This window comes from Paenibacillus sp. MT124 (genome assembly GCF_058792755.1).
In genome coordinates, this window is sequence record NZ_CM179500.1 from 6202530 (window position 1) to 6228527 (window position 25998).

The following is a 25998-nucleotide window of genomic DNA, read 5'->3' on the forward strand; positions in this document are numbered from 1 at the left end:
CTTTAGCCTCCCGAACTGCGGAAGAAGCTGCCAAAGCCGCTCGATTTGGATTTCGATTTACTATACGAGCTGTTCTTGCTACTACTGCTGCTACCACCATATGAACCGCCATAATAATAATGCCCACTGCTGGAATCATACTCACACCCGGTGTCATAATCCGGGTCGCACTCGTCATTACTCCCGCAGCCCGACAATACCGCAGGTACAGCCAGCATCAGGGAAAAGGCAACCAGCTTCGCCTTTGACCCGGGTTTCGATGAATGGTGCCGATCTTCTTCTGTCATTACAGGTCTACCTCCTTCATAAAAAACAACACTTTCCGGCGATCCGCATCCAGCACGGAATACACGAATTCATACGTCGTTCCGCTTCGAACCATATAATGGTCCAGCAGACGCTCGGCGAGTTCCATCGTGTACGAGGAAGAGTCTGCGAGTTCCAACTCCTGAAATGCCCTTCCATTCCACAGCATGTACTCTGCGCTGTACATCGAAGACATTTTGCACATGGCCAGTGCAGCGTCCGCAATCGCTGTACCGTAATCTGCAGGCATCTGGCTGTCGTATGCAGTCACATAGATGGCATGATCCCGCAGATCCTCGCACTCATTGGACAGGTGGGCCCACAGTTTGTTTTTCATCAGGGTTGCATCCACCAGCTTGCGCATAAACAGCTCATCCCGGGTAACAGATACGTGCTCCAGCTGCCCGGTTTCGGACTGCCGATCGTCCGACCAGCTTCGATAAGTCAATGCGTAATAGATAACGATAACCTCCCTTTTGTGTAGCTCTAAGGTGAGCCGCTTCAAAATCATACAAACGTATTTAACGTATGAGAAGGGAAAAAGTTACACTATTCCCTGTGACATGTAAATAAGGACATTCGCAATGCACCTTTTGAAGCCTATTACAGTGCAGGATGACTGTATTCACCATCCGGAAAACAAAAAGGCCGGAGACCTTCTCCGACCTTTCATGTTCGTCCTTGCTTTGACGAACGATCACAATTCAGCCCATTGGGCCAATAACTGGTTGTATTCACCCGACAGCTGCTCACGCTCATTCCACAGCTGTTCCAGCTCAGCAGAGCTTGCCTGCATTTCAAGCTGGTGGTCGAGCTCCTGAATCTGTGCCTCCAGACGAGCCAGCCTCTGTTCCAGCTGCTCGGCCGACTGTCGTTTCCCCGCTCCGTTCTCTCCTTGGCGAGAATTACGTTGTTCCTTAGATTCGGCACGCTCACGAGGAAGAGCCGGAATCGGAACGGCATGCTGGGCCGCTTCACCTGCTCGGATTTGTAGTTCAAGCTTTTTCTCCCGATAGGCTTCATAATCCCCGAGATAGGTGGTCATCTCGCCATTCTCCAGCTCCCAGACACGTGAAGCCATACGGTTCACGAAGTAGCGATCATGAGAGATGGCAAGCACCGTGCCTTCAAAGTCAACCAAGGATTCTTCCAGTGCTTCTCTTGAAGCAATGTCCAGGTGGTTCGTTGGTTCATCCAGCAGCAGTACATTCGGCTTGCGATGCACCAGCAGGGATAACCGTAGACGGGTCCACTCCCCGCCAGATAACTGCCCAACCGAGCGGAATACATCTGCCCCATAGAACAGATACCTTGCCAGAATGCCACGTGCTTCGCCTTCTTCCACACCTGCCTCCAGGCGGAAATGTTCAAGCACGCTCAGCTTCGGATTGGAAGGCTCCTCCTGCTGTGCCAGATAGCCAACATCCACCCTTGCTCCCCATTCAAGCTGACCGGAAGTAGCCTGCTCTTCTCCCAGAAGCAGCTTGAACAATGTGGTCTTGCCTGAGCCATTACGGCCAATCAGGGCAACCTTGTCTCCGAACTCCAGCAGCGCTGAAACGCCGCGCAGGATCGGACGTTCTCCGTAAGCCTTCTCCACCTGATCAATCACCGCCACGCGGCGGCCCGTGCGGTCTGTAGGCCGCACATCGAAATCTGCATTGCGCCGCTCCAGCACAGGCCGCTTCACCTGCTCCATCCGCTCCAGCGCCTTCCGCATCGAAGCGGCCCGCCGGAAGAACTTCTCGTTCCCGCCAATGCGTCCCCATTCCTCCAACTGACGGATCGTTTCCTTCATTTTCTTCATGACCTTCTGCTGCTCCTTGAACTCCTCAAATTGCTGCAGAAGCCGTTGTTCCTTCACCTTCATGTATTCCGTATAACCGCCTGCTGACGTTTGCGCTTCGCCATCTTCCAGCTCAAGTGTTCGGGTCACCACCCGGTCCAGAAAATAACGGTCATGGGAGATCAGCACGATCGTGCCTGTGTACTCCCGCAGATAGCCTTCCAGCCATTCCACCCGCTCCAGATCAAGGTGATTGGTCGGCTCATCCAGCAGCAGCAGATCTGGACGGACGATTAGCTGCGAAGCAAGTACGACGCGGGTCTGCTCTCCTCCGGAGAGGGAACCGAACCTCCAGCCATAGTGTGCTTTGGCAATATCCAGCCCGTCCGCCACCTGATCAATCCGTGCGTCCATCTCATACCCGCCCTCACGTTCAAACTGCTCCTGCAGTGCGGCATATCGTTTCAACAAGCGTTCCAATTGGTCTGGATCTGCTGCATAGTCCGGATCAGACATCTGCTGCTCCATTTCCTTCATGCGGCTGCGGCACTCCATAAGCGCTTTGAATCCCAGAGCCAGCACATCCAGTACCGTATAATCATCCAGTCCTTCCGGCACCTGCGCTACATAGCCGATCCTTGTATCTTTTTTGATCATTAATTGCCCTTCGTCCGGCTGATTCAGCCGGGCCATCAGGCGCATCAGTGTCGTTTTGCCGCTTCCGTTGCGGCCGATGAGGGCGACTTTGTCCCCCTCCATAATCTCAAAAGTAATGCCGTCCAGCACCAGATGTGCTCCGTGATATTGAGTCAGTTGTTGCGCGCTAATGATCATCATAATAAGGTTCCTCCTATGGTATGGAAGATCCTGACCGCAACACAAAAAGAGCCGCAGAGGTTAGCTCCGCGGCCCTTCAGAATTCAAGCTTAATCGCTTATCGTCCGAATGAGGTCAAGGCAGGCATCTTCTCGCAATGGTTAACTTCCGTATATTCAAAATTGGACAGACTTCTCCCGTTGTCGCGAAAAGTGTGAACAATGCCAGCCATAGCAATTGGCAGCTGGCTAATACGGTTGTTAAGCATCTCGTGATTCACCTGTCTTCACCTCCCTTATCATAATTAATGCCAATATATCACAGACGATTGCATCTCTGCAACCATGTCATGCGCCTAGCATCCTCGTCCCTTTTGCAGACGTCACCCTCAGACAGCTACAGTTATGACCTAAGATAGGTCATCTTAATATCTGCTAGGGAATCCAAATTTATTTCAATACGCATGTCTTCATGTTCATTAATGGCAATCAACGTTTTACCTCTAACACTTAATTTTTTTATGGGATTGGTTTCATCCAAAAAAATACCCCAGATCAAACTGTCGTTTGCGTCTGTGCAGGCAATGAAGCCTTCATTCCCCATTTGGCCATCCCCGCCATAGATTTTTCCACCCTGATAGTCCATACTTGTCCAAGCATCAACTGCGGTCCAATAATCATCGTTATATTTATCAATGCTCTCGATGGTTGTATCACACAGGGGAGTACAGGAGATTGTGCGCTCATTATTGTTAGGGTTGTAATATTTGCTGATATTTAAGATGATGACGTCTCCATTTGCAAAAGCAATGCAATTCATTCCGGGTAACTCACGTTGTTCAGCAGACCAGTGTTTCATCATTAGGCTGTTCATTATGTTTTCCTTTCAGTTATTTCATCAAGTCTGTGGCTCCTTCCCCCAAGACCTGATCATTTCCTTCTCCGACGCTGCAGCACCAGAGCCGTAATGGCGACCGTAATCAACGTCAATAAGCCCGATGTACCCAGAGCTGCACCAAGCAGTGCATATCCGATACCGTTCCATCCACCAATATCGATGCTGATCATGATGACAATAGCCCCGCCAAGCAGCGTCAGACACGGCAGGATCGACTGAATCCATGTCATTCTGCGCCCCTGCATCCGATACACGATCCATTCTATCAGCAGCTGCACCAACCACATGCCAACCGTCCACAGAATAACGATATCCACAAAATCCTCTCCTTACGATCGGATATTAATACCGCAGTCCCCTACTTCAACCAGTCTGCAAAAAAGTTCCGGTACCCTTCCTTCATAATTGTGCGCGAAAAGGCTCCAAACGCATACTCCCGGTTGTCCTCCGATACATTGCGCGGTGCAGCAGCTGCCATATTCAACAGCTCAAACCAGTTATCCTCATTGCCTGCAAAGGCATGTGTAGAACGAATATGGCCGTAGCATGCATGCTCAGGCTTCACGATCATTTTGCCCATAGCCATCGCTTCCGTCAGGGGCATCGCAAACGTATCAAACGCAGAGCAGCTCCAATACACCTTGGCAGAGTTCATCAGAGTAAAGACTTCATCCTGGGTCAATGCAAACTGAAGTTTCACATTGTCCGGTATGTCGTACTTCTTCATGCTCTCCTCATAACGCCGTCCCCCAAATACCATGTACACTTCCTTGTCCGGATTCTGCCGGGCATATTCCAGCACCAGATCCGGGCGACGATTCGCTTCATCCCGGCCGATCCAGAGCACGCGGTTGTGCACGACCTGACTTGGGTCATAATGGCGGTGTGCCAGTTCCTCATTGAAGCCGATCGGAATGACGCTCACATCATGTACGCCGAAGTTGCGTCCGAGTTCTGTTTTCAAAAACTCCGTCTGCACAATGGCTTTATCCACCATGCTATAGAATGGCTTCATCATCTCATACCCCGTCAGTGCCGGGTCAGGGAAGCTGTGCGGAAACAGTACACTTTTGGGCAAAAACATCTTCAAAAACGTAAACCCGGATACCGTGTAGATGACATGCTCTATATTTTGGCGATATATCTGGTCAAGCACGATATCGTAGTTCACCAGATCTCCCTTCTCGTGTTCATAACCGGGCAGCCAGTCATACCCGCTCACATGGCGCTCCGGCGATATAAACACAATATCTACCCCAAGCTCCAGACCGATCTGCTTCAGCCGATCAGCGAATACGCGCGGTCCCTGCGCCTCGGTGAATTGAATTTTCCGCATAACGAGTCCTACTTTACGCATGTTCTGCCCCCTCATGTCTATTCGGTAAATAGCTGGTTCATGCACTGTTCCAGCGTGGTTGCCGTCTCATTCCATTGATTGCGTAGCTGCTCCTCCGGCCACACGCAGTCTTCCTTCTGCAGATCCGAATCGATCAAGCGCAGCATCCAGAGCGAGAATACAATGGCATACGCGGCATACCATCTTCGAAAAGAAATTCTTTCGACCCGCTGCCCGCGCTGCTCCAGCTCGTTCAGATACGTCTGAATGATCCGCTCCCGAAGCTGTGGTGTAACATGTCTCGGAAACAGCGGATGAGACAGATCCACCAGATGATATACATCCCAGAGGGGCGTATTCAGATGAGCATGTTCCCAATCGATAATGACAAGTCTGCCATTCACATCGGCCATATTGCCGGGATGCAGGTCTCCGTGACACAGGACAATCGGAAGTTCTTGGTCAGCTGCTTGGATAAGCGCCCTGATCTCGTCCCAAGCAGGTGCAGAGAGCGTCATTCCCAGCTTGGACAGCAATTCATCCGTTGATTCCTGGGCATCCCAGAGTTCCTGCAGCATGTTGCCAATGGACGGCTTCTGGCCCACACGCGGCAGCTCGTCCCATTGGGGTACCCAGAGCGTGTGCCATTCCGCCATATGTACAGCTGCGGACAGCATCGCACCTTCCTGCAAATCATGCACAAGCGGCCCCAGGTCCTCGTAGATCAGCCAGCTCTGTTCCGGAGCAATGGCTTCGTCAGAGGTGTCTATTAGCCTCGGATAAATGGAAGGCAGTAAGGACAGTACATGCATGGATATCCACCGTTCACGCCCATGCTGTCCCAGATTCGTGAGTGGTTTGAAAATGTAACTCTCTCCGGTGTGAACCATAAATCGCTCCACATATCTACCATTCATCCCCTTGTAGAGCTGCTCCCGGCTGGTTATAGCCTGTTCATTCAGGGTCCCATCAGCCGTAACCCAGCCATGTGCATGTTTGTTCATGATCAACACCGTCCATTCGTCTTTCCTTACCTGCTCATTGATATGTTCTATCCATCATACGTTGCTGCGCACATGCCCGCAAGCGTGAAACGAAGTACTCTCGCCCAAGGAAAACAAAAAAAGACGCACATGAGGATAATCCAAGATTATCTGCATGTACGCCGTCTTCTTCGTCATTGCTCGCTCTGCTTCATCATTAATGTCGCAGTTCGGAATTCCTATAGCCAGAGATGCTAAACTTCGACCGACAACCTTTCATAGAAACGACGAATAACACGCTCCGCCGGTTTACCATACACGCCGTAACCATCATCGGTCAGGGCATTCTTTTCCTGATACAGGCTCGCACTCCAGTCCCATAGACCGAATCCTCGCACCCATTCCCGCTGGCTGGCATGCCTGAACATCGCCTCGTAGAAACGCTCCTGTTCCTCCGCACTGACCGCACCTTCTAGGCCCCAGTCATTCGGCACCTGGGCTGATCCACTGCGGCTGGGACAGCCTGCTTCAGCGAAGAAAAAGGGTTTCTTGTAAGGTGCAATCTCCTGTTCAATACGGTCCAGCTGCGCTTCCCAGTCTCCGATGGGATAATATCCGCTCGATGAGATCACATCCACTGCATCCCACCATGTCACATGACCTTCCTGATACTTGTCCGTATTGTATGACACAAGTCCGGAGTACACTTCACGTACAGCCGCAATCACCTCGCGCCATTCCGCGCTTCGACGTTCGGACTGTACCATCTCGCAGCCAATGATAAACATCTCGCATTTCTCCTGCTCCGCAATGGCTGCATAGTGCTTCTGATAAGCGGTATAACTGCGGAACCAGTCCTTCCACTTCGGCTCACACGGCACATCAATATCAAAAAAGTTAATGTGCGCACGCCACGTGCCATCGGTGCAATTAACGGTTGGTTTCAAAATCACGCATAGCCCGAGGGTGCGAGCGTAACGAATCATGTCCAGCAATTCGTCATCCTCCACCATATGCTCTCCCCGATACTTCACTTCCACCGCCTGCGGGTGATCCTGGAGTGCCGCCAGCGCAAAGATGACATGTGAACTGCCCGTGCGTTCAGCCATCAGGCGCAGGGACTCTTTGGCTTCGGGTTTACAGAATTCCCCTCTGCCGCTCATCCAGCCAAATGTAAACCCCTTAATGTACTCCATATGCATTGCCTTGTAGAACCCCTTTCAATCTATAGAAATGTTCAATTACAGCTTGCCTTCCTCACGGTCTCCGGCGATGACTTCGTCCGTCTCGATGACGTAATTTACGATCTCTTCCACGGTGGTATACGCCACGCCAACATACGTATCCGCAGCTCCATAATAAATGGCGATTCGTCCTGTCTCCGCATCATGCAGTGTGGCGCATGGGAAGATGACATTGTCCACAAAGCCTTGCTCCTCATACCATTTCTCAGGCGTCAGCACGAAATTGGAGGAACGATATTTTACTTTCGATGGCTCATCCAGATCCAGAATGACTGCACCCATGCTGTATACAAATCCGTTGCATGTTCCGGTGACGCCGTGGTAGAACATCAGCCAGCCTTCAGATGTTTCAATCGGAGCAGGACCGCCGCCAATCTTGACCGATTGCCACCATCCCTGTCCGCCCTTGCTCATGACATGGCGATGCTTGCCCCAGTAAACAAGATTAGGACTTTCACTCAGAAAAATGTCGCCGAACGGCGTGTGGCCGCTGTCACTCGGTCTGGACAGCATGACATAGTTATCATTGATTTTGCGCGGAAACAACACGCCATTGCGATTGAACGGCAGCATCGGGTTTTCGAGGCGCACGAATGTTTTGAAATCATCCGTTTTGGCCAAGCCCAGCGCTGCACCGTAGAAATCTGTACACCAGATGATATAATACGTGTCTTCTACCTTCACCAGACGTGGATCGTACGCATAGTTCGGCATGAAGGGATCGCCATTCTCATCCACAAAAGGAATGCGTTTCTCTTCAATGGTCCATGAAAGACCATCTTCACTCGAACCCATATGCAGGTGCGGACGGCCATTAATCGTTTCGGCGCGGAACACACCAATGAACTTCCCTTCATAAGGAACAACGGCACTGTTGAAAATGCGGGCAACCCCCTTGACCGGGTTACGCGGCACGACCGGATTGGCTGAATGTCTCCAGACCGGCCCTTCTGTTCCCTCCGGTTTATCCTCCCAAGGCATGTGAGGCAAGGCATCTCCAACAATGTGTACGTTTTTTGCATCAACTACTGTCATCGTTTCATTTCTCCCTTCGGTGATAAAGGCGACTATGTTTCTCCAGGCTCTAACTTCCCTCTCCGTTCCTGGGCATGTTTCATATCCATTTCATACAAGCTTCGCATCTTATTTCACAGAGCCTTGGGCGAAGCCGTTGTAGATGTACTTCTGTAACAGCAGGAAGATGATCATCGTTGGAATAATGGCAATCATGATGCCGGCGCTGATGACCTCCCACTGGGAACCGAATGGCCCCTTGAATTTGAACAGGGCCGTGGATATCACCTGCAGATCTGTCTTGGGCATATACAGAAACGGCGTGTAGAAATCGTTGTAGATGTTGACCCCTTTTACGATAATGACCGTAACAATCGCCGGTTTCAGCAGGGGCAAGATGATTTTCCAGTAGATCGTGAAGTAGGAGGCCCCATCCAGCATGGCGGATTCATCCAGTGCATTGGAGATGGAACCCAGGAACTGGAGGAAAATATACACCGCGATGATATCTGTCCCCAAGTACATCACAATGGCTGCCCAGCGGGTGTTGAACAGATCCAGGGCGTTAATAATCTGGAATGTGGCGACCTGTGTCGTAACACTGGGGATCAGGGTAGCGAGCAGGAACGCGGCAACCATGATTTTTTTACCTTTAAACTTGAAACGATCCAGCACGTAAGCGATCATGGAGCCCGTTAAAGTCGCACCCACGATGGAAATAATCAGGATAATAATCGTATTTTTGAAACCGACCAGCATGTTGCCGTCCACAAAAGCCTTGGTATAGTTCGCAAAGTTCAGCCAGTTGGCTGGTGGGGCAAGCGGACTGCTCGTGGCATATTCGGCGTTGGTCTTAAGCGATGCAAACAGCACCACAACGATGGGTACAAGCGCAATGAACGCGGCAAGAATAAGTGAGGCATATTTGAATAGGCTCGCAAGGGTATATTTGAGTTGATGCACGTTCATTCCTCCCCTTTCATGGTGACACGCTGAACGAGCGTAACGAGAATGACGATGAACAGCAGCACAACGGCCATGGCCGATGCCAAGCCCAGCTTGCCGTACTTAAACGCCAAGTGGACCGTCTGGATGACAAAGGTCTCACTTCCGTTGGAGCCGTCGGTCATAATGTATGGAATATCGAACGCACTGATTGCGCCGCTAATCGCCAAGATCAGGTTGAGCTGCAGGATACGCGTAATGCTCGGCAGGATAATATGGCGGAACTGCTGCCAGCGATTGGCCCCGTCAATATCCGAAGCTTCATAAACATCCTTTTGTATGGAAGAGATCGCACCGAGGAAGATGATGAAGTTGAAGCCCATGTATCTCCATACGGATGCGCCTGCGAGTGACACGTTAATAATGTTCGGATTCCCCAGCCAGAGCTGGGTATACTGCCCAAGTCCAACAGCCTGCATGAGGGTATCGAGGGTACCGTCCGGTTTGAAGAAAAAGAGGAAGATAAATCCGATCGCTACGCCATTCAGCAGATAGGGAAAGAATAATATCCCTTTGAAAAAGTTTTTGCCTCGAATTTTGAAACTCAGGATTGTTGCAAAGTAAAGGGCCAGGCCCATCTGTATGAACGTGGCAGCAAAATAGTAGAGACTGACAATAAACACTTTAAAATATTCAGGGTCACTGAATATCCGCGTGTAGTTCTCAAACCCAACATAGTCGAATCTTTTGCTGTATCCGTTCCAGTCGGTGAAGCTGTATTTGAACATGTTAATGACAGGCAAATAGGCAAACGTGAACAGTAGTGCCAACGGAATAATTGAGAAGGCACAGATGATAAATATGCGCTGCGCTGAATAACCCCAATTCGAAATCTTTAAGTATTTCATGCTCTCCACACCTCCAAGCGGTTCTGCCGCTTTTATATCGAAAGACTCCCGCCCAATTACGCTGATAAAACCACTACTGAAGATGGCATTTCACATCATGCATTCAGATGCAAAATGCCTTGATGAAAAAGGGAAACCCTTCTTCCTTCAGTCCGTGTGCAATGCCTCGCTGTATGTCAACGGTTGGTCAGACGTACGTATTGCAGTGACAACGTTGCATCTGCTGCAAACTGCTTACTTCGTGAGTTCTGCCCGCGCTTTCACCCATTTGTCATTCAGGTCCTTCATGATGTCATCATACGATTCGCTGCGGTTACCGATGGCTGCTTCGATAATGCGTTTCTTGAAGTCTGGCTGCCAGAGGCCGATCTCGCCTTCATTGTCGATTTTATCTACCAGGCCTTCCTGTCCTTCTTTGGCAGGGGTTAATGTGGAGAATGTAACGTCCTTGTATTGATCCAAAATGGGTGGCAGCTCCGCACTTTTGTCTGCACTCATGCCTCCGCCTTGCTCAACCGCATAGTTTGATTTCGCGAGGAACCAGTCAATCCACGCTTTCGCAGCAGGCTTGTTCTCGCTATTCACGTTCATGCCGATGTTATAGTCTGCAGCGAGCGGAACGACTACATCACTTGCATTTGTAGGGAATGGCAAGAATCCAATATTATCCGGTGTATCCGTCAAGCCCTGGATTTGCGTAATCGCCCATGATCCCAGCGCCATCGTTGCAATTTTGCCATTTGCAAGGTCAGCCTTGGAGCTTTCCCAATCGGTTGTGGTTGGATCCTTCTCGATCAGGCCATTCTTGGCTGCATCATAGAGCACTTTGTACAATTCATAATGCGGCTTACCAGCCACAAAGTTCTCATCCGTGTTCGGCTGATCAATGTTAACGTAGTCCACACTGCCTGCAACCGTCGCCAGATCGGATTCCCACTGCGTCAAAGCCCAACCGGACGCATAGTTGGTGTACAGAGGAATTGCATCCGTGTTGTCTTTCACAAGTTTGAGGGCTGCCTGAAACTGCTCAGGCGTTTTTGGCACTTCCGTAATACCGGCATCCTTGAATACCTGTTTGTTATAGATAATTCCAGAGAACGTGATAACTGTAGGGATACCATATACCTGTCCATCGACCATACGTTCTTCAATCCCTGTGTACTTGTCTTTCAACTCCTCATACGTGCCAAGCGGTTCAAAAAAGTCCGGGATATCTGCGATAGGTACGCTGGTCGGAATCATCAGCACGTCACCGTAGTCTTTGGTACTCATCCGGATTTTCACTTGGCCCTCGTAATCGGCCAGTGCCTGAAAGTTAACTTTGACATCCGGATACTCCTTGTTAAATGCTGCTGCGTAATCCTTGAATACGGTATCAACAATATCCGTACGCTGTGTCAAAACGGTAATTTCACCCTGGATATCCGCAGGATCTGTGCTGATATCCTCCCCAGCCTGTGAAGATTCGCCTCCGGAAGAGCAAGCTGCGAGTAGAGAAGTAATGAGCAGCATCGTAAGCAGAAGCATCCAGCCTTTGTTTTTCTTCAATTGATTCGACCCCTTTGCTAAGTTAATTTAAGTTATCGTTAAGGTTACAAAATGGATTTTATTATGGTAACGCTTACCTGTCAATTAAATTATTTATTACTTAACAAAAGTTTTTCTCAAACGATTCGTTGACAATGCCTATATCCGAATCTAATATTATTAAATAAAGTTACCGATAACTTAAATAAACTTGATCCTGTAATTCGAAGGGGCGCTTACTTATGACGAACAGCAGTGACATCCGGACTGAAATAAAAGAACACTGGGAAGGACATATTTTGCCCTTCTGGTCTGCCCTCAAAGACCATAACCACGGCGGATTCTACGGGTGGGTCGGCAATGATCTTCAGGTTGACCCTCTCGCTCCCAAAGGCGGCATCGCTACAGCACGACAGCTGTGGTCTTTTGCAGCAGCTTACCGGGTGACCGGAAATGAAGTCTGGCGCAATCACGCAGAACACGCCTATCGTTTTCTTGCGGGCCATATCCTTGATAGGGAATATGGTGGCATGTATTGGATGGTAGATGCCGAAGGGGCACCACTCGATCCAAGTAAACATGTGTATACGCAATCCTTCGGGGTGTATTCACTGAGCGAGTACTACCGTGCTACTGGGGATGCATCTGCTTTGGAACTTGCAAAAACGCTTTTTGCTCTGATTGAGGATAAAGGCCTGAATGCAGAATTACCTGCGTATAAGGAACAATTCGACCGCTTCTGGAATGAACAGCCGAATGAAATGCTGAGCGAGAACGGCGTGATTGCGGATTACACGATGAATACACATATCCATGTGCTGGAGGCCTACACCACCCTCTACCGAGTTTGGCCGGATCAGCAGGTGAGAGCGGCACTGGAACGCCTGCTCGGCATCTTGTACGAACGGGTGTACGACAAGAACACGAAGTTTCTCGGGGTATTTTTCAACAAGGCATGGGAATCCATCATTGATCTGAAATCCTTCGGGCATGACATTGAAGCCAGCTGGCTAATTGACGACACGTTGAGAGTGCTGGGGCTGGATCAACACCCGGAGTACTCCGCGATGGTGACGGATATTGCTTATAACATCTCCAATGTGGCCGTACAGGCCGACGGCTCTCTTATGAACGAACAAGAGGGAACTCATGTGGATGAGAAACGGATATGGTGGGTGCAGGCAGAGGCGATGGTCGGCTTCTATAACGCCTATCAGCGTACAGGCGACCCTATGTTTCTGGAGAGAGTGAACCGCTTGTGGACATATACGAAGGAACATATTATCGATCACCGTGCTGGCGGGGAGTGGTACTGGTCGGTGGACGGGGACGGCGTTCCGGATCAGAGTGAAATTGCAGGACCATGGAAATGCCCGTATCACAATAGCAGGTTTTGTATTGAACTAATCGAGAGGATGGGATAACGATGATACACCCCAAATACAAGGAGTTATTGGAGCAACAGGAGCAGCTGCTTACACGCCAAAATGAGATCGATCCTACATTCTACAACGGTGTATATGATCGGTATCGTTATCCGGTGATTACTCGCCACCATGTGCCACTCCACTGGAGATTCGATCTGGACGAAACGACTAACCCCCATTTCATGGAGCGTCTGGGCATTAACGCTACGCTTAATCCGGGGGCCATCTACTTCAATGGCAAATACGTGATGGTCATTCGAACCGAGGGATTGGACCGCAAATCGATCTTTGCTTTGGCTGAGAGCGACAACGGCATCGACGGGTTCCGCTTCACGGGCAAGCCATTAGTGTGGGAAGACATCGATGCTGATGAGACCAACCAGTATGATATGAGACTTGTTAAGCATGAAGATGGCTGGATTTACGGTATCTACTGCTCCGAACGCAAAGACCCGGAAGCTCCGGCATTTGATACGTCCAGCGCAGTGGCGCAGGCAGGTCTTGTGCGCACACGCGATCTGGTTAGCTGGGAGCGCCTGCCCAACATTACGACAAGCTCACCACAACAGCGGAATGTGGTTCTGCACCCGGAGTTTGTAGATGGCAAATATGCGTTTTACACCCGCCCACAGGACGGATTCATCTCCACCGGCAGCGGTGGCGGGATCGCCTTCGGTCTATGCGATGATATTCTGAATCCGGTCATTGCCAAAGAAACCATTATCGATGAGCGCAAATATCATACGGTATACGAAGTGAAAAACGGCCAGGGACCTGCCCCGCTTAAGACAGATCGCGGTTGGATTCACATTGCGCACGGGGTACGCAACACGGCGGCAGGTCTGCGTTATGTACTGTACACATTCGCCACGGATCTGAATGATCCGGCACGAATCATCGCCAAGCCGAGCGGGCATTTCATTGCACCTTATGACGACGAGCGCGTAGGCGATGTATCCAATGTTATTTTCTGCAACGGTGCAGTGGTCAATGAACAAGGCAAGGTCTTCATCTATTACGCATCCAGCGATACCCGCTGTCATGTGGCCACTACAACGCTTGATCAACTGGTCGATTACACCTTCAATACACCGGCCGATCCGTATCGTTCCCTGGATTGTGCCAGTCAGCGTGGTGACCTGATCCAGCGGAATGAAGAGCTCCTACAAAAACAACTGGTTTAATGTGAAGAGCAGCCTTCGACCGCAAAGTGCAGCATGCTGAAAAATTAGCGCTAGCCTGGCCAGAATGCCTTTATTCCATGTGGGTAACGATGTATACTAATATGGATGGTTATTATGGTTAAGTAAGCGCTAATCATAATGGCTGCACATTGTACTTAAACCGGCTTGAAGGAGGCGACCAAAGCTGAAGAACAATATCACCATGCGGGATATCGCCGACAAGCTCGGAGTTAGCAGTGTGACGGTCTCGAAAGCATTAAATGACAAAGATGGCGTCAGTGGCGAATTGAAGGAAAAAATCAAAGTACTTGCCGTCCAGATGGGCTACCGGTATAATGCCGCAGCCCGCTCGATGAAGGAAGGCTTGACTCATAATATAGGCGTTATTATCCCGGAGCGTTTTACCGGTCCTACCCAATCGTTCTACGTACGTGTATTCCAGCGCATCACCAAGCATTTGGAGGACCAAGGATATTATGGTATTCTGCACATTCTGAATGGTCAGGACGAAGAAGATTTAACACTGCCCAAACTATACAGCGATAGCAAAGTGGATGGTTTCATTGTGCTTGGGCAGATCAGCAAAGAGTATATTGAACTGGTGCAATCGATGGACGTTCCCAAAATGTTTCTCGATTTCTACGATGAGCACTCGGATATCGATTCGGTCGTTACCGATAACTTTTACGCTGCGTACGAGCTGACCAACGTTCTGATCCAGCAGGGACACCGCCGGATTGCATATGTCGGGAATCTGTACTCTACAAGCAGCATTCAGGATCGATTCCTTGGATATTATAAATCCTTGCTTGAGCATCGGTTGCCGATGAATCAGGAGCTTGTGCTTAACGACCGTGATGAGCGAGGTACGTTCATTGAGATCGATCTGCCAGAGCAGCTGCCAACGGCTTTTGTATGCAACTGCGATCAGGTCGCTCATTTACTCGTTCAGAAACTGACCTCCCTGGGGATACAGGTGCCCGCACAATGCTCCGTGGTTGGGTTCGATAATGATATCTATGCGACCCTCTCCGATCCCCAATTAACTACGGTTGAAGTTGACGTGGAACAGATGGCACGCACGGCAGTTCAATCCATGCTCAAAAAGATTGATAACCCAAGTCGCAGCTTCGGCCGCGTACACGTGAAGGGCAACATCATTTATCGTGATTCCGTGAGTGCTGCACCTGCCTCTCAGGATGATGGATTGGTTTAACTAAGGAATCCTGTGACTTAAAAAGAGTGCTCCCGGCCATGGTGGCTGCAGGAGCACTCTTTGTTTATAAGCGGTGGAGCGGTTGACATCCCCCCACCGCTCAGTCCCACATCTCATTACCTGCTGCATTGGGTTATCTAGTAGCTCGTCTTCAGCCAGTTGTCTTTGGACCAGATTAATTTGCCTGCACCCGCTCCACTTGATCCCGTTAGTCGGGCATTCAGCGTCGCCGGATCATCCGTAGTGTAGCTGTAAGGAAGGGACGAAAATCCGTTCCAGGAGGAGCTCTTCACTGCAGCCGGTACCGGGCTGAGCGGACTGCCTGAAGTATCACTACTGCCGCGGAATGAGCTTCCATCCAGCGAATACATCGTATCCGTCACCCGAATCTTTCCTGTATACGCGGCATCGGCCGGATCCGTCTGGTTATTGCGGACAGGGAACTGTACGTCCTGGATCACCGATTTCTCCACCAGCACCGCTCCGCTCTCTGTGGAGATGGCCCCGTTGCTGATGATATCAAAATGATAGCCTTTGGACGAGATCGCTGAAGCCATCGCCGACGTGATTTTGGATTTGGCCGCACGCGCTCCTGTCGCATCCATCACGATATTGTAGGCATGTGCGTTCCCTCCACGCAGGCGTGGCATGCGATCCTGAATGTCCTTGTACAGGTTATGGTGCAGGGTTATGGACAGGTTGGCATTCGCTGATTCGAAGCTCGTTGAGCCGACCAAATGCCCTTTTTTCTGAGGGGACGAAATGGCAATGATATCGGCTTTGCTGAGTCCAACCGCACTGCTCCGCAGGTAGTTGTACATTGGATAGGAAGCCTTGTTCGCCTCCAATTCGTTGATTTGCTGGGTAACCCAGCTGTTCGCGCTGCCGTCATCCCCTTTGAAGAGAGACCAGGAAATAGTCACACCACTGGTTCCCTTTTTCGAATCAACAAGCCCGTCGTAGGCTTTATTGAATGTGCAGTGGTCAATCCACACGTTACTGTTCTCTTCAAGGGTGATATAATCCCAGTCGTTTTTGTCATAATCGCCCTTGGTTGCTTCATCCCATTCCCATAACTCGTCAAATTCAAGGTTACGAATGATAACATTGGAGCTGCGTTTGACGCTGATGGCTGCATGTTTGATCTTAGCCCCGTTAGCGGAGAAAATGGTCAGGCCATTGAAGCTGTCGATCGTCAGTTTGCTGATGCCCGTCTGTTTCAGTACCGGGTGAATCAGTGCATCATTATGCTTCGCAAAAGGGGAAGTCTGGGCGGCGCTCGGAATTTCGTTCCACCCCAGATTCAGGTCGTTCATGATCTCGACGACTTTGACACCGGAGTTCTTTTTTAGCGCCGCAGCCAGATCCGCCGCATTATAGACCTTTTTATACTTGGACGTATCCGATTCGCTGATGAATCCCCCGCCCGTGTTCCCTTGGGAGAAACCTGTAAGATTGTAATCTGTGTTTCCTGCTGCCTGTACACTTGCTGGGCCAGACAGTAGGGTCAGCCCTAACGTAAGAGCCAGTGCGGCACTGCACCATGTTCGAATCTTGCTTTTCATCAAACCATTCCTCCCTGAATTATAATGATATGTTCCTCCACTGCTGCCAGCACATGTCATGAAGAACATGTCCACAATGTACATCCTGGAAGCGATTACAACAATAATCCCTATTTTAGTTTCGTGATAACCGTTGTCGGAGCTGCATGGATGCTGCATGAAGTGCACTCTAGGCAACCACCAATCGTACGCAATTAACTTCTAAGGAATTTTTTTCAGGGGTAAGGAAAAAGCTAAGAAACCAAAACTGCTCACAAAAAAAACAGGCCTGCAGCACGGCATGCCTGTCTTATCCTATTTTTTGATCGAGCGTGTCCAAAATCCGCCATGGAACTGCTTCGGTTCTACGGTAATAACAAATGCCTTCGGATCCAGTTCCAGAATGGTCTGGTAGAGCAATTTCTGATTTTTCCTTTTTGCCAGAATTTCCATGACCAAACGATCTCCGTCACGTCCACTGCCCACCCATGCGGTAACACCATAACCTTTATCCCTCAGAGCATTGGCTACGTTCCCGCCCATCTGATTACAGATCACTTTAACCGTAACGTAACCGAGCGCAATTTTCTCCTCGATCCAGGCACCCAGCAATACACCCAGGCCGTAGCCCACGGCATAAACGATCAGTGCGGATGGTTGCTTCAAGTACTGGAGAACCAGATTCAGCCCCAGCACATAAATGACGATCTCGCCCATGCTGATGAGCGCAGCGATATATTTCTGTCCTTTGAGCGTCAGAATCATCCGCAGTGTATAGGCCGACACATAGACGATTTGGATCAAGAAGATAAACAACAATATTTTAAGCAATGGCAATCCCTCTTTCCTGGCACGCACACCGGTTGGACCCGCGCTACGAGCTTCGGTCTGTTTCCTGTACGTTTCTCCATATCTCCATCATTGGACGTTATGCGAGCTTTTTAAACCGTTAAATGCAAATCTCGGTTCTTTCCTGTCGAATGATACACTGGAATTGCCATTATAGAACCGTTTGTCCCGATTATCAACCCGGCCGAAGACCCAGGGGCGAAACCAGGTTTTTGTGAATAGAATGAAGGGTCAATAAATGGAGAGCAAATGCTCAGACGACAAGATGGGTACAAGGTGACATAAGGGGGAAGGGCCATGCAGCTATGGCAGGAGATGGAGCGTGAAGGCCTGGAAGAACTCATATTTTGTCATGATCCGCAAAGTGGGCTAAAGGCTGTCATTGCCATCCACAGCACCGTGCTCGGGCCGGCGCTGGGAGGATGCCGCTACTGGGCGTATGCTTCGGAGGAAGAGGCCATACGCGATGCGATCAAGCTGTCCAAAGGCATGACCTACAAGAATGCCGTTTCCAATCTGCCGTATGGCGGCGGAAAAGCCGTGGTCTGGGAGCTGCCGGCGGCAGAGCAAGTATCGGGATTGGAGCCATCAGGCAATAACAGCTTGAACCTGAGTGTCACACAACGTGCGCATATCTTCCGCTCGCTGGGACGTTTCCTGGAACGGCTGAATGGACGCTATGTTACAGGCCTTGATCTGGGGACTACGGCAGCGGACATGGACCAGATCCGATTGGAGACCACCTATGTGACCGATACGACCGGGTCACTGGGGGCACAAAATGACTTCACCGCCGAGATGACTGCCTACGGGGTGTATACAGGCATTGTGACCTCGCTGCAGCATCAGGGGGTCACTTCTCTTCAGGGCATTCCCGTTGCCGTCCAGGGACTGGGCAAGGTTGGGCATGCCCTGTGCCGCCACCTGCATGCAGCCGGGGCACGGCTCATTGTGGCAGACGTTGTACCGGAACGTGTACAACGTGCCCTTGTACAGTTCAGCGGCACTACCCCGGCCGATCCGGCCCATATTCACGCCGCTGACTGCAAGGTGTTCGCCCCCTGTGCACTGGGGGGCGTGTTGACCCCGGCAACGGCGGAGGAGCTGCGCTGCTCCATCGTTGCCGGGGCGGCGAACAACCAGCTCAGCGAGCGGGAGCCGGTTGTTCGCCGCATGCAGGCGCGGGGCATTCTGTACGCGCCTGACTATGTGCTTAACGCAGGCGGCATCATCAGCACCGCCTACGAGCTGGAGGGTGAAGGGCCGGACCAGATCCGCCAGCGGGTGGCGGAAATCGCGGATACACTCACCCAGGTCTACCAACTAGCTGCAGCATCAAGCATCTCCACTGCTGATGCCGCAGACCGGATGGCTGAGGCCCGACTTGCTCAGCCATGAATTCCCCTTGTTCTTTCTTTACCGAATGATCTTCAAAGGCAAAAGGCCAACTGGTTCAGATGAACGGGTTGGCCTTCATTCTTATGGTGTACTATCGTGGATTGTTCTGTTCCTTGCCTGCTCCCCACTCACTTGAAACCTGAACATTCACCCGCTTGACCCGGTATAACATGCTCCAGAGCAGCACATTAGCCACGATCAGAACTCCACCGAAGATCCAGATGCCTCCTGGCAGCGTACGAAAGAAAACATGGGTCCCCCATAGCAAGGCAATCACCGGAAAAGCCGCGAATACAAACCAGCCATCACTCTGCTGGGCAATACTAAAGGATAGAGAGAACGGCGGCTTGCGCAATAACAGCTTGCTTGTTAACGGAATCAGCGCCGTACCCACCAGCAGGATCACAGCCAGATCAGGCAGAATCCGCAGCCCGAATGTCCAGGCAAATACAATGGCATTCAGCAGAAAAACAGGCAAGAACATATTGCACATAAATGCCTTCAGTGCACCCTTATAGAGCACATTTTCATTCGCAATCGGTGCAGCCCGGAAGGTCCAGAATGCCTTGTATTGGCCCGAATACTTCAGCATGATGATTACCGAAACCACGAGAATCAGCATGATGTACAGGGTATAAAAGAACGAGCTCTCTCTAAGTTCCGCCCACGTGGATGACTGCAGCTGGGTGAACCAGAAGACGTAAGGCAAAACAAAGGATAATCCAATGGATGGATATACCTTCAGCTTGAATTCCCGTTCACTTCGCATCATGCTTGCTGACAACCGGAAGCAGGCCTGCTCCTCCCCGGAACGGCAGAATACCCTGGCAAGTGTACGATCCCACAACCCTTTTCTTCGCCCCGAGGTCGATCCGGAATGGGCCATTTTCTCCAAATACAGTTCAAAGGATGGCATCAGCTTCACATAGATAACCAAACTGATCAATGGAACAACAACAGCCAGGGCGCTGAAGGTATACAGCCATACATCCCCGCCACCACCGAACAGCCATTCATATACAGCTGCATACCACACGGGAGGAAGTAAGAGCTGCCACCAGGCTGGCGTGAAGACCATGTCAAAATCAATGATACTGAATGACCGTGCAACCAGCTGATATCCAACAGCGATTCCAACGGATAACAAAATCTGTACCATGTTGATCATGTCTTTCAGCTTCTCTCCATCCAGAAACTTCATCATGAACAAGTAAACTAGAGATGTAGTGACCAGAATGAACATATTGATCAGAATGAGTTCCGCGATGAATAACAAGAAGAACCCGATGCCATGTGTGATTAAGCCCGCAACCAGCGGTACGGCCGTCAGGGAACCTGTTAGCAGCAGCAAGTAAACTCCGGCATGGATGGCCCGGGCTATTCCAACCGTACGGCCATTCACCGGCTTGGTCATAATAATATTCCGATCCCGGATATCCAGCAGCACAGATGAAAAGTCCGAGATCATGGACGTCATGATGATAAACATCAGCACCGCGTTGACCAGACCCATCTGGAGCATATAATGACCCGTATCCCAGACGACAAATGGCACCAGAAGCAAACCCATCAATCCGTACAACCACAGGGATCGAAGGTACAAGTTCCCTTCCTTCTGCTCCTTATTACCGCTGCGCGCCGACAATACAGTCAGTACCCTGCGCTGATCCATTTGAAATTTCACCCGCAAAATGAGCCGCAGCACATCATAATCCGCCCCTGTCTTGGTAATGATATGGCGAAAATGATCCAGGATCTTCAGCGTACGGAATTCGGAGGATTCCGCCATATCAATACACCTCCTGCACAATCGATACAAAGCGTTCAGCAATCGCCTTATGCTCATTAAAGCCCGTCAATTGGTTAAACACCTCTTCAAGCGTGCCTTCCATGGACTGCTGCTGCAGCTGCCTGAATGTCCCGTCTGCCATCACTCTTCCTTCCGCAATCAGGATGATCCGGCTGCTGATCTTCTCGACCACGTCCATGATGTGCGAGGAATAGAAGATGGTTGTCCCTTTGGCCGACAGCTGCGACAAAATCTCCTTGACCACCATTACGCTGTTGGCGTCGAGTCCACTGAGCGGTTCATCCAAAAACAACAGATCCGGATCATGCAGCATTGCTGAGATGAGCAGCACCTTCTGGCGCATCCCCTTCGAGAACGAAGCAATGCGGGAATGATAGGATTTCTCGAGTCCGAAGCACTCCATCAGCTGCTTAGCCTTGTAATCAGCATCCGCATAAGACAAGCCATACAGTTCCCCAATGAACGTCAGGTATTCCGCTGGCGTCAGTTGTTCATACAGCTCTGCAATTTCAGGTACATAACCGATTCTGCGTTTATATTCCGTATCACCATCTGCGATATCCTTGCCAAAGATGCAGACCTTGCCCACATATCCTTCAACCAGTCCCAGCAGGATTTTGACCGTGGTGCTTTTTCCGGCTCCATTCGGACCAATGTACCCAATCATCTCTCCCCGCTTCACCTCAAGATCAATTCCGTTCAGGACATAACGTCCGTTATAACGCATCCGTAAGCCTTCAATGGAAAGTACTTGTTCTTCGTTCACTTCGTTATCCAGCTCCTGTCTCTATCAATTTCTATAATTCTACTAGTTTACCACAGTTTAGGATGTTGTGATCCGGAATGAACATTATAATCAACAACAGACCTCTAAGATTATGATGAAAAGGCAGCAAAAAGGACGCTTCATATGAAGCGTCCTTTACCATGAGCATGCAGCTTTCTAGAGGTGTTCTCATAAGGTGTAAGAGCATGCTAACTTGTATTTATTTTAATCGGTGTCTTAACGATCCTTCATTAATCCTCGTCGTCAAAATCCTGGTCAAAGGACAGCACTTTACCTGTATTGGCATCCACATCAACATCTGCTTCACCATCTGCGGTTCTGATCTCGATCTCATAGACATAACGTCCGTCATCATGGTCGAGTTCAATTTCGGTTACTTTTCCACCTGTCACCTGTTTCAGGGCAATCGCAGAGGCTTGGGCTTCGGTCAGTTTAACCTGTTTTGCAGCAGACTGGTTGGAAGAAGTACTTGTGGCAGAGCCATTGTAATTATAATCATCATCGTCGTCATAGTCTTCATCATCCACAACCGCCAGAATTTTGCCTGTGTAGGCATCCAAACGTACCACAACGTCATTGCTTCCTTTGCGGTCGATTTCGACCTCGTAGAACGTTTGGCCGTTTCTGCGCTCCAGATCGATGTCGTCCACTTTACCCTCAGCCGCTTTTAATGCCGCTGCTTTGGCTTGCGCTCCAGTCAGCAATTTGCCCGTGCTGCTCTGATCCTGTGTGACCGACTGGGAAGTCGCTGATGGCGTAGTCTGCACGGACTGTCCGTTTACACTGCTGCTTGCTGCTACCGCCGATCCTCCAAGAAGTACCGCTGCCGAAATGCTGCCAATCCATAGTTTGTGTTTGTTCATCATCATGAATCATCTCCTCGTTGTTATTCTCGTTCTCGTCTACAGTTATAGAATAACCTGTGCGTATGAGAGATCAGCGAGAGTCAGATTAGAATTTGATGAGAAAATGAGAAGAACATTCACAGCATCATTGCATCTCTATTGTTGAGGCTTTACTTAATCTTCTTCGTCTTCATCCCAGGTCACGGACCGGATCGCTCCGGATATAGCGTTCACCTGCACGATAGCTTCCCTGCCGTCCTCCAGATCAATCTCAACCAGGTAATAGGGATTCCCACTATTCGTTCCACGGAGCTCCGTGTCATCCACTTCCCCGGGAACTCTGGCAAGTGCTTTTTGCTCAGCTTCCTTCTCACTAAGAAACTGCGGAGTATCATTCTCTTTTCCCGGTTCCGAAGCTGGAGCATCCAGCGTCTGGGAAGATTGCTTCTCCCCGTTATATGGATCAACCCTCCACTGCTCCCGGCGATTATCCTTCATTTTCAATACGGCCTGATAAACCGGACTTCCCTGCTGTTCCACCAGTTCCAATGATACCAGCTGCTCATCGGTTTGCTTCCGCAACTCCGTCTTGATCTGCTCCCGGCTGAGCAGTGTTTTTTCTTCAGCCTGAGGATTGGATTCCAGCCGCTTAATGGCATTGACAGTAGCGGTTGCCGCATCCAGCTGTACATCATATAGCCCCGTTTCGGATCGAAGCTGCATGATATACGTACCGTCCTTCAACGTGGAATTCACAATTTCTCCAGGGTATTGTTCCAATACGGCCTGAGCGGCTGCATCCGCACTCAGCATCACACGGCTGGATTGCCATGGCTGCCACCAGCCTACGATTGCGACAAGCAGCACAGCCACAATACCTGCCCCCCACCATATCGGTCGCTTTGACCTTCCGCTCGTCTGCTGCTGTTCCCGTTTCATTTCCGGTGGTATCTGTGACTTTTCCAATCTGCCTCCCCCTTTCACACGTGCATCTGCTCCCGTGGCACTCTTGGCATCAGTATACAAGAGAAGAATGAGAATTTCATGAGAACAGGGTCGTTTGAACGGATACTGGCAAAATAATCGAAGCCTCGGTGCCTACACCTTCGGAACTCTTCAGTTCAACACGTGCCCCCATAGCCCCTGCGATGTCCTTCGCGAGAGACAATCCCAAGCCCGATCCACTTGCTCCGCCGCTGCGAGTTCTTGCCGGATCCACACGGTAGAAACGGTCAAATACTTTGGTTAGCTCTTCCTCCCGCATTCCAATCCCCGTATCAACGATGCATATCTGGCATTCCTGTCCTCTGGATTCCAGTCTGACTTCAATGGCATCCTCGCTATACTTGCGTGCATTGTCCAGCAGAATAAACAACATCTGCTTCAGCTTACTTTCATCACTGATCACCCAGATACTGCCCGGATTATCACAATAAACTTCCCGGTGATAGGCTTCCCGGAAGGCTCGAGTAGATTCCTGAGCCAAACGTGTGATATCAAGCCTTTCCAGCTGTATGTTCCATTGCTCTGGCTGCTTGGCCAGCAAGAGCAGCTGTTCGGTCATCTCCCGCATGCGAACGGATTCGGACAGTATGGCTTCAACAGCCTCATCGAACACCTCAGGTCGGTCCTTGCCCCGTCGCTGCAGCAGACTCGCATAACTCTCAATAATGGTCAGCGGTGTTTTAAGCTCATGCGAGGCATCCGATACGAAACGCTCCTGCCGCTCGAAGTTGGATTCCAGCAAATCCATCATGCGGTTGAACGTCTGCCCCATGGTACTCAGTTCATCCTTCGATTGTGCAGCCAGCGGAAGCCGCTTAAACTGGCCGCTTGACTGGATATCACTCATGGTACGAGTCATCTGCTGAATCGGCCTTGTCATCCGGTTCGCCAAAATTCGACTGGAGATAATCGCAGGGATCAATGCGATAATCGTTACAACGACCAGAACCGTACGCAGCACGGACAGGCCATTCTCGGTATCTGCAACACTTTCAGTGACTTGTACATTCACCACTTCACCATCAGGCCAGATTACCGGCACAGACACCCAGACATACTCCAGCTGTCCAACCCGGGTATACTCTGATTTCTTTTGACTCTCGTACTTATACGGCAGCTTGCTCAGCATCTCGTTCAATTGGGGCTCTGTCGCTGTCGTTACCGGATCGGAACTGGTACCATCCTCATTGACAATGCGGAGCATTCCTTCCACCGGCGCATAGGCACGCAGCAGATCGTCCGGTGGAATGGATTCGGCAGAATCGCGCACTCCTGTTACGATCGAGCCGGCCTCAGCTTCGACACGCTTGATCTCATTAGACATTGAAATTCGTTCAAAAACGATATACACGGACAGGTTTACAGCGATGAGCAGTACCGCAAACAAAACCGAGGAGTATCCATAAATTTTGCTCCGCAGACTCATGATTGCTCCTTCAGAACGTATCCAACGCCACGAACGGTATGTATTAAGGGTGGAGTGAACCCGTTATCTACCTTTTTGCGCACATAACGGATATACACATCCACCACATTGGTATCTCCATAATAATCGTAACCCCAGACTGCCTGCACAATCTGATCACGACTCAATACCTGACGCTGATTCTGCAGCAGATACACAAGAAGATCGAACTCACGTGGAGTAAGCTCGATAGGTATTCCATCCCGGGATACCTCCCTTGTACCCTCATTCAACTTCAACCCAGCGGCAGTAAGCCAGCCTGTTTCTTCTTCAGTCATATGGCTTGTTGTGTCTTGTTTGGCATGTCGTATTACCCCCGATGAAGAAGCGGCTGCGGCACTCAGCCGGAGCGCTGCCCGTACTCTGGCAAGCAGTTCTTCGATTCGGAAGGGTTTAGTAATGTAATCATTGGCACCGAGATCAAGTCCCGACACCTTGTCCTCGACTGAATCCTTCGCAGTTAGCATCAGGATGGGCACCAAGGCATCTTTGGCACGGATTCGCCGCAGCACCTCAATTCCGCTCAGGCCTGGAAGCATAATATCCAACAGAATCAGATCCCACTGACCGCCATGATACATTTCCAGCCCTTCCGTACCGCTCCCTGCCTTCCCCACCTGATATCCCTCATACTGTAATTCAATTTCAAGCAGGCGTGCAATTTTGGGCTCATCTTCAATCACCAGCACGGCTTCATTCATACCGA

The 25998-nt window shown here is 50.3% G+C and carries 25 protein-coding genes; 4 read left to right on the top strand and 21 right to left on the bottom strand.

Features of this window, described 5'->3' with window-relative positions:
* Positions 1-2: 2 nt before the first annotated feature.
* The 13 genes from AC3RCI_RS28020 to AC3RCI_RS28080 all read right to left on the bottom strand — a co-directional run bounded on the left by AC3RCI_RS28020 (position 3) and on the right by AC3RCI_RS28080 (position 11783).
* Positions 3-287 carry a hypothetical protein gene (locus AC3RCI_RS28020; protein WP_336782378.1) on the bottom strand — a complete coding sequence of 95 codons (285 nt, stop codon included), beginning with the start codon at positions 285-287 and terminating at the stop codon, positions 3-5.
* Entirely contained in the window at positions 287-817 is a 531-nt protein-coding gene (locus AC3RCI_RS28025) for a hypothetical protein (RefSeq protein WP_492527125.1), read from the bottom strand. The genes AC3RCI_RS28020 and AC3RCI_RS28025 overlap by 1 nt, the downstream gene beginning before the upstream one ends.
* Positions 818-1003: 186 nt before the next feature.
* Positions 1004-2929, bottom strand: coding sequence for a ribosomal protection-like ABC-F family protein (abc-f, locus tag AC3RCI_RS28030; RefSeq protein ID WP_492527126.1), 1926 nt, complete (start codon positions 2927-2929; stop codon positions 1004-1006).
* Between the two features lie 97 nt (positions 2930-3026).
* Positions 3027-3188 (bottom strand): hypothetical protein, encoded by a 162-nt coding sequence (locus AC3RCI_RS28035; RefSeq protein ID WP_176476091.1) that lies wholly within the window; start codon positions 3186-3188, stop codon positions 3027-3029.
* A gap of 122 nt (positions 3189-3310) precedes the next feature.
* On the bottom strand, positions 3311-3781 hold the full coding sequence (locus AC3RCI_RS28040; protein WP_154894574.1) for a hypothetical protein: 471 nt from the start codon (positions 3779-3781) through the stop codon (positions 3311-3313).
* Between the two features lie 56 nt (positions 3782-3837).
* Positions 3838-4122, bottom strand: coding sequence for a YesK family protein (locus tag AC3RCI_RS28045; RefSeq protein WP_154894573.1), 285 nt, complete (start codon positions 4120-4122; stop codon positions 3838-3840).
* Between the two features lie 41 nt (positions 4123-4163).
* The gene (locus tag AC3RCI_RS28050; RefSeq protein ID WP_492527127.1) at positions 4164-5162 is read right to left on the bottom strand and encodes a glycosyltransferase; all 999 of its coding nucleotides are present in this window, start codon (positions 5160-5162) and stop codon (positions 4164-4166) included.
* A 17-nt stretch (positions 5163-5179) separates the two neighbouring features.
* A complete protein-coding gene (locus tag AC3RCI_RS28055) occupies positions 5180-6145 on the bottom strand; it encodes a phosphotransferase family protein (protein ID WP_492527128.1) in 966 nt (321 codons plus the stop codon).
* Between the two features lie 233 nt (positions 6146-6378).
* Positions 6379-7320, bottom strand: coding sequence for a glycoside hydrolase family 113 (locus AC3RCI_RS28060; protein ID WP_492530037.1), 942 nt, complete (start codon positions 7318-7320; stop codon positions 6379-6381).
* Between the two features lie 45 nt (positions 7321-7365).
* Entirely contained in the window at positions 7366-8403 is a 1038-nt protein-coding gene (locus AC3RCI_RS28065; protein ID WP_492527129.1) for a glycoside hydrolase family 130 protein, read from the bottom strand.
* 108 nt (positions 8404-8511) lie between these two features.
* The gene (locus tag AC3RCI_RS28070) at positions 8512-9351 is read right to left on the bottom strand and encodes a carbohydrate ABC transporter permease (RefSeq protein ID WP_227779688.1); all 840 of its coding nucleotides are present in this window, start codon (positions 9349-9351) and stop codon (positions 8512-8514) included.
* Positions 9348-10235 carry a carbohydrate ABC transporter permease gene (locus AC3RCI_RS28075; RefSeq protein WP_095290862.1) on the bottom strand — a complete coding sequence of 296 codons (888 nt, stop codon included), beginning with the start codon at positions 10233-10235 and terminating at the stop codon, positions 9348-9350. Before AC3RCI_RS28075 ends, AC3RCI_RS28070 begins: the two co-directional genes overlap by 4 nt.
* 234 nt (positions 10236-10469) lie before the next feature.
* A complete protein-coding gene (locus AC3RCI_RS28080; RefSeq protein WP_492527130.1) occupies positions 10470-11783 on the bottom strand; it encodes an ABC transporter substrate-binding protein in 1314 nt (437 codons plus the stop codon).
* Between the two features lie 221 nt (positions 11784-12004).
* On the opposite strand from AC3RCI_RS28080, the gene AC3RCI_RS28085 reads away from it, so the two are divergent.
* The 3 genes from AC3RCI_RS28085 to AC3RCI_RS28095 all read left to right on the top strand — a co-directional run bounded on the left by AC3RCI_RS28085 (position 12005) and on the right by AC3RCI_RS28095 (position 15589).
* A complete protein-coding gene (locus AC3RCI_RS28085; RefSeq protein ID WP_492527131.1) occupies positions 12005-13186 on the top strand; it encodes an AGE family epimerase/isomerase in 1182 nt (393 codons plus the stop codon).
* Between the two features lie 2 nt (positions 13187-13188).
* Positions 13189-14373 carry a glycoside hydrolase family 130 protein gene (locus tag AC3RCI_RS28090; protein ID WP_154894564.1) on the top strand — a complete coding sequence of 395 codons (1185 nt, stop codon included), beginning with the start codon at positions 13189-13191 and terminating at the stop codon, positions 14371-14373.
* A gap of 238 nt (positions 14374-14611) precedes the next feature.
* Entirely contained in the window at positions 14612-15589 is a 978-nt protein-coding gene (locus AC3RCI_RS28095; RefSeq protein ID WP_492527132.1) for a substrate-binding domain-containing protein, read from the top strand.
* A gap of 137 nt (positions 15590-15726) precedes the next feature.
* Here AC3RCI_RS28095 and AC3RCI_RS28100 read toward each other — a convergent pair whose 3' ends face one another.
* Positions 15727-17154 (bottom strand): pectate lyase family protein, encoded by a 1428-nt coding sequence (locus tag AC3RCI_RS28100; RefSeq protein WP_492527133.1) that lies wholly within the window; start codon positions 17152-17154, stop codon positions 15727-15729.
* Between the two features lie 294 nt (positions 17155-17448).
* Positions 17449-17964, bottom strand: coding sequence for a DUF2179 domain-containing protein (locus tag AC3RCI_RS28105; RefSeq protein ID WP_492527134.1), 516 nt, complete (start codon positions 17962-17964; stop codon positions 17449-17451).
* A gap of 333 nt (positions 17965-18297) precedes the next feature.
* Between AC3RCI_RS28105 and AC3RCI_RS28110 the strand changes: the two genes are divergently transcribed.
* Complete coding sequence (locus tag AC3RCI_RS28110; RefSeq protein ID WP_492530039.1) at positions 18298-19380, top strand: Leu/Phe/Val dehydrogenase; 1083 nt, start codon at positions 18298-18300, stop codon at positions 19378-19380.
* A 91-nt stretch (positions 19381-19471) separates the two neighbouring features.
* Here the strand turns inward: AC3RCI_RS28110 and AC3RCI_RS28115 are convergent, their stop codons facing one another.
* The 6 genes from AC3RCI_RS28115 to AC3RCI_RS28140 form a co-directional block, all read right to left on the bottom strand.
* On the bottom strand, positions 19472-21169 hold the full coding sequence (locus AC3RCI_RS28115) for a hypothetical protein (protein ID WP_492527135.1): 1698 nt from the start codon (positions 21167-21169) through the stop codon (positions 19472-19474).
* A 1-nt stretch (position 21170) separates the two neighbouring features.
* The gene (locus tag AC3RCI_RS28120; RefSeq protein ID WP_492527136.1) at positions 21171-21956 is read right to left on the bottom strand and encodes an ABC transporter ATP-binding protein; all 786 of its coding nucleotides are present in this window, start codon (positions 21954-21956) and stop codon (positions 21171-21173) included.
* A gap of 251 nt (positions 21957-22207) precedes the next feature.
* Positions 22208-22846 (bottom strand): PepSY domain-containing protein, encoded by a 639-nt coding sequence (locus AC3RCI_RS28125; protein WP_492527137.1) that lies wholly within the window; start codon positions 22844-22846, stop codon positions 22208-22210.
* A gap of 150 nt (positions 22847-22996) precedes the next feature.
* The gene (locus tag AC3RCI_RS28130) at positions 22997-23788 is read right to left on the bottom strand and encodes a PepSY domain-containing protein (RefSeq protein WP_492527138.1); all 792 of its coding nucleotides are present in this window, start codon (positions 23786-23788) and stop codon (positions 22997-22999) included.
* 76 nt (positions 23789-23864) lie between these two features.
* A complete protein-coding gene (locus AC3RCI_RS28135; RefSeq protein WP_492527139.1) occupies positions 23865-25253 on the bottom strand; it encodes a sensor histidine kinase in 1389 nt (462 codons plus the stop codon).
* A complete protein-coding gene (locus AC3RCI_RS28140) occupies positions 25250-25993 on the bottom strand; it encodes a response regulator transcription factor (protein ID WP_492527140.1) in 744 nt (247 codons plus the stop codon). The genes AC3RCI_RS28135 and AC3RCI_RS28140 overlap by 4 nt, the downstream gene beginning before the upstream one ends.
* Between the last annotated feature and the right edge of the window lie 5 nt (positions 25994-25998).

What these genes read in the sequence shown, in the direction of transcription:
- AC3RCI_RS28110 (WP_492530039.1), top strand. Translation starts at nt 18,298, where the DNA reads ATGGAGCGTGAAGGCCTGGAAGAACTCATATTTTGTCATGATCCGCAA.
- AC3RCI_RS28115 (WP_492527135.1), bottom strand. Translation starts at nt 21,169, where the DNA reads ATGGCGGAATCCTCCGAATTCCGTACGCTGAAGATCCTGGATCATTTT.
- AC3RCI_RS28085 (WP_492527131.1), top strand. Translation starts at nt 12,005, where the DNA reads ATGACGAACAGCAGTGACATCCGGACTGAAATAAAAGAACACTGGGAA.
- AC3RCI_RS28100 (WP_492527133.1), bottom strand. Translation starts at nt 17,154, where the DNA reads ATGAAAAGCAAGATTCGAACATGGTGCAGTGCCGCACTGGCTCTTACG.
- AC3RCI_RS28070 (WP_227779688.1), bottom strand. Translation starts at nt 9,351, where the DNA reads ATGAACGTGCATCAACTCAAATATACCCTTGCGAGCCTATTCAAATAT.
- AC3RCI_RS28055 (WP_492527128.1), bottom strand. Translation starts at nt 6,145, where the DNA reads ATGAACAAACATGCACATGGCTGGGTTACGGCTGATGGGACCCTGAAT.
- AC3RCI_RS28050 (WP_492527127.1), bottom strand. Translation starts at nt 5,162, where the DNA reads ATGCGTAAAGTAGGACTCGTTATGCGGAAAATTCAATTCACCGAGGCG.
- AC3RCI_RS28040 (WP_154894574.1), bottom strand. Translation starts at nt 3,781, where the DNA reads ATGAACAGCCTAATGATGAAACACTGGTCTGCTGAACAACGTGAGTTA.
- AC3RCI_RS28140 (WP_492527140.1), bottom strand. Translation starts at nt 25,993, where the DNA reads ATGAATGAAGCCGTGCTGGTGATTGAAGATGAGCCCAAAATTGCACGC.
- abc-f (WP_492527126.1), bottom strand. Translation starts at nt 2,929, where the DNA reads ATGATGATCATTAGCGCGCAACAACTGACTCAATATCACGGAGCACAT.
- AC3RCI_RS28125 (WP_492527137.1), bottom strand. Translation starts at nt 22,846, where the DNA reads ATGATGATGAACAAACACAAACTATGGATTGGCAGCATTTCGGCAGCG.
- AC3RCI_RS28135 (WP_492527139.1), bottom strand. Translation starts at nt 25,253, where the DNA reads ATGAGTCTGCGGAGCAAAATTTATGGATACTCCTCGGTTTTGTTTGCG.
- AC3RCI_RS28020 (WP_336782378.1), bottom strand. Translation starts at nt 287, where the DNA reads ATGACAGAAGAAGATCGGCACCATTCATCGAAACCCGGGTCAAAGGCG.
- AC3RCI_RS28090 (WP_154894564.1), top strand. Translation starts at nt 13,189, where the DNA reads ATGATACACCCCAAATACAAGGAGTTATTGGAGCAACAGGAGCAGCTG.
- AC3RCI_RS28075 (WP_095290862.1), bottom strand. Translation starts at nt 10,235, where the DNA reads ATGAAATACTTAAAGATTTCGAATTGGGGTTATTCAGCGCAGCGCATA.
- AC3RCI_RS28025 (WP_492527125.1), bottom strand. Translation starts at nt 817, where the DNA reads ATGATTTTGAAGCGGCTCACCTTAGAGCTACACAAAAGGGAGGTTATC.
- AC3RCI_RS28060 (WP_492530037.1), bottom strand. Translation starts at nt 7,320, where the DNA reads ATGGAGTACATTAAGGGGTTTACATTTGGCTGGATGAGCGGCAGAGGG.
- AC3RCI_RS28065 (WP_492527129.1), bottom strand. Translation starts at nt 8,403, where the DNA reads ATGACAGTAGTTGATGCAAAAAACGTACACATTGTTGGAGATGCCTTG.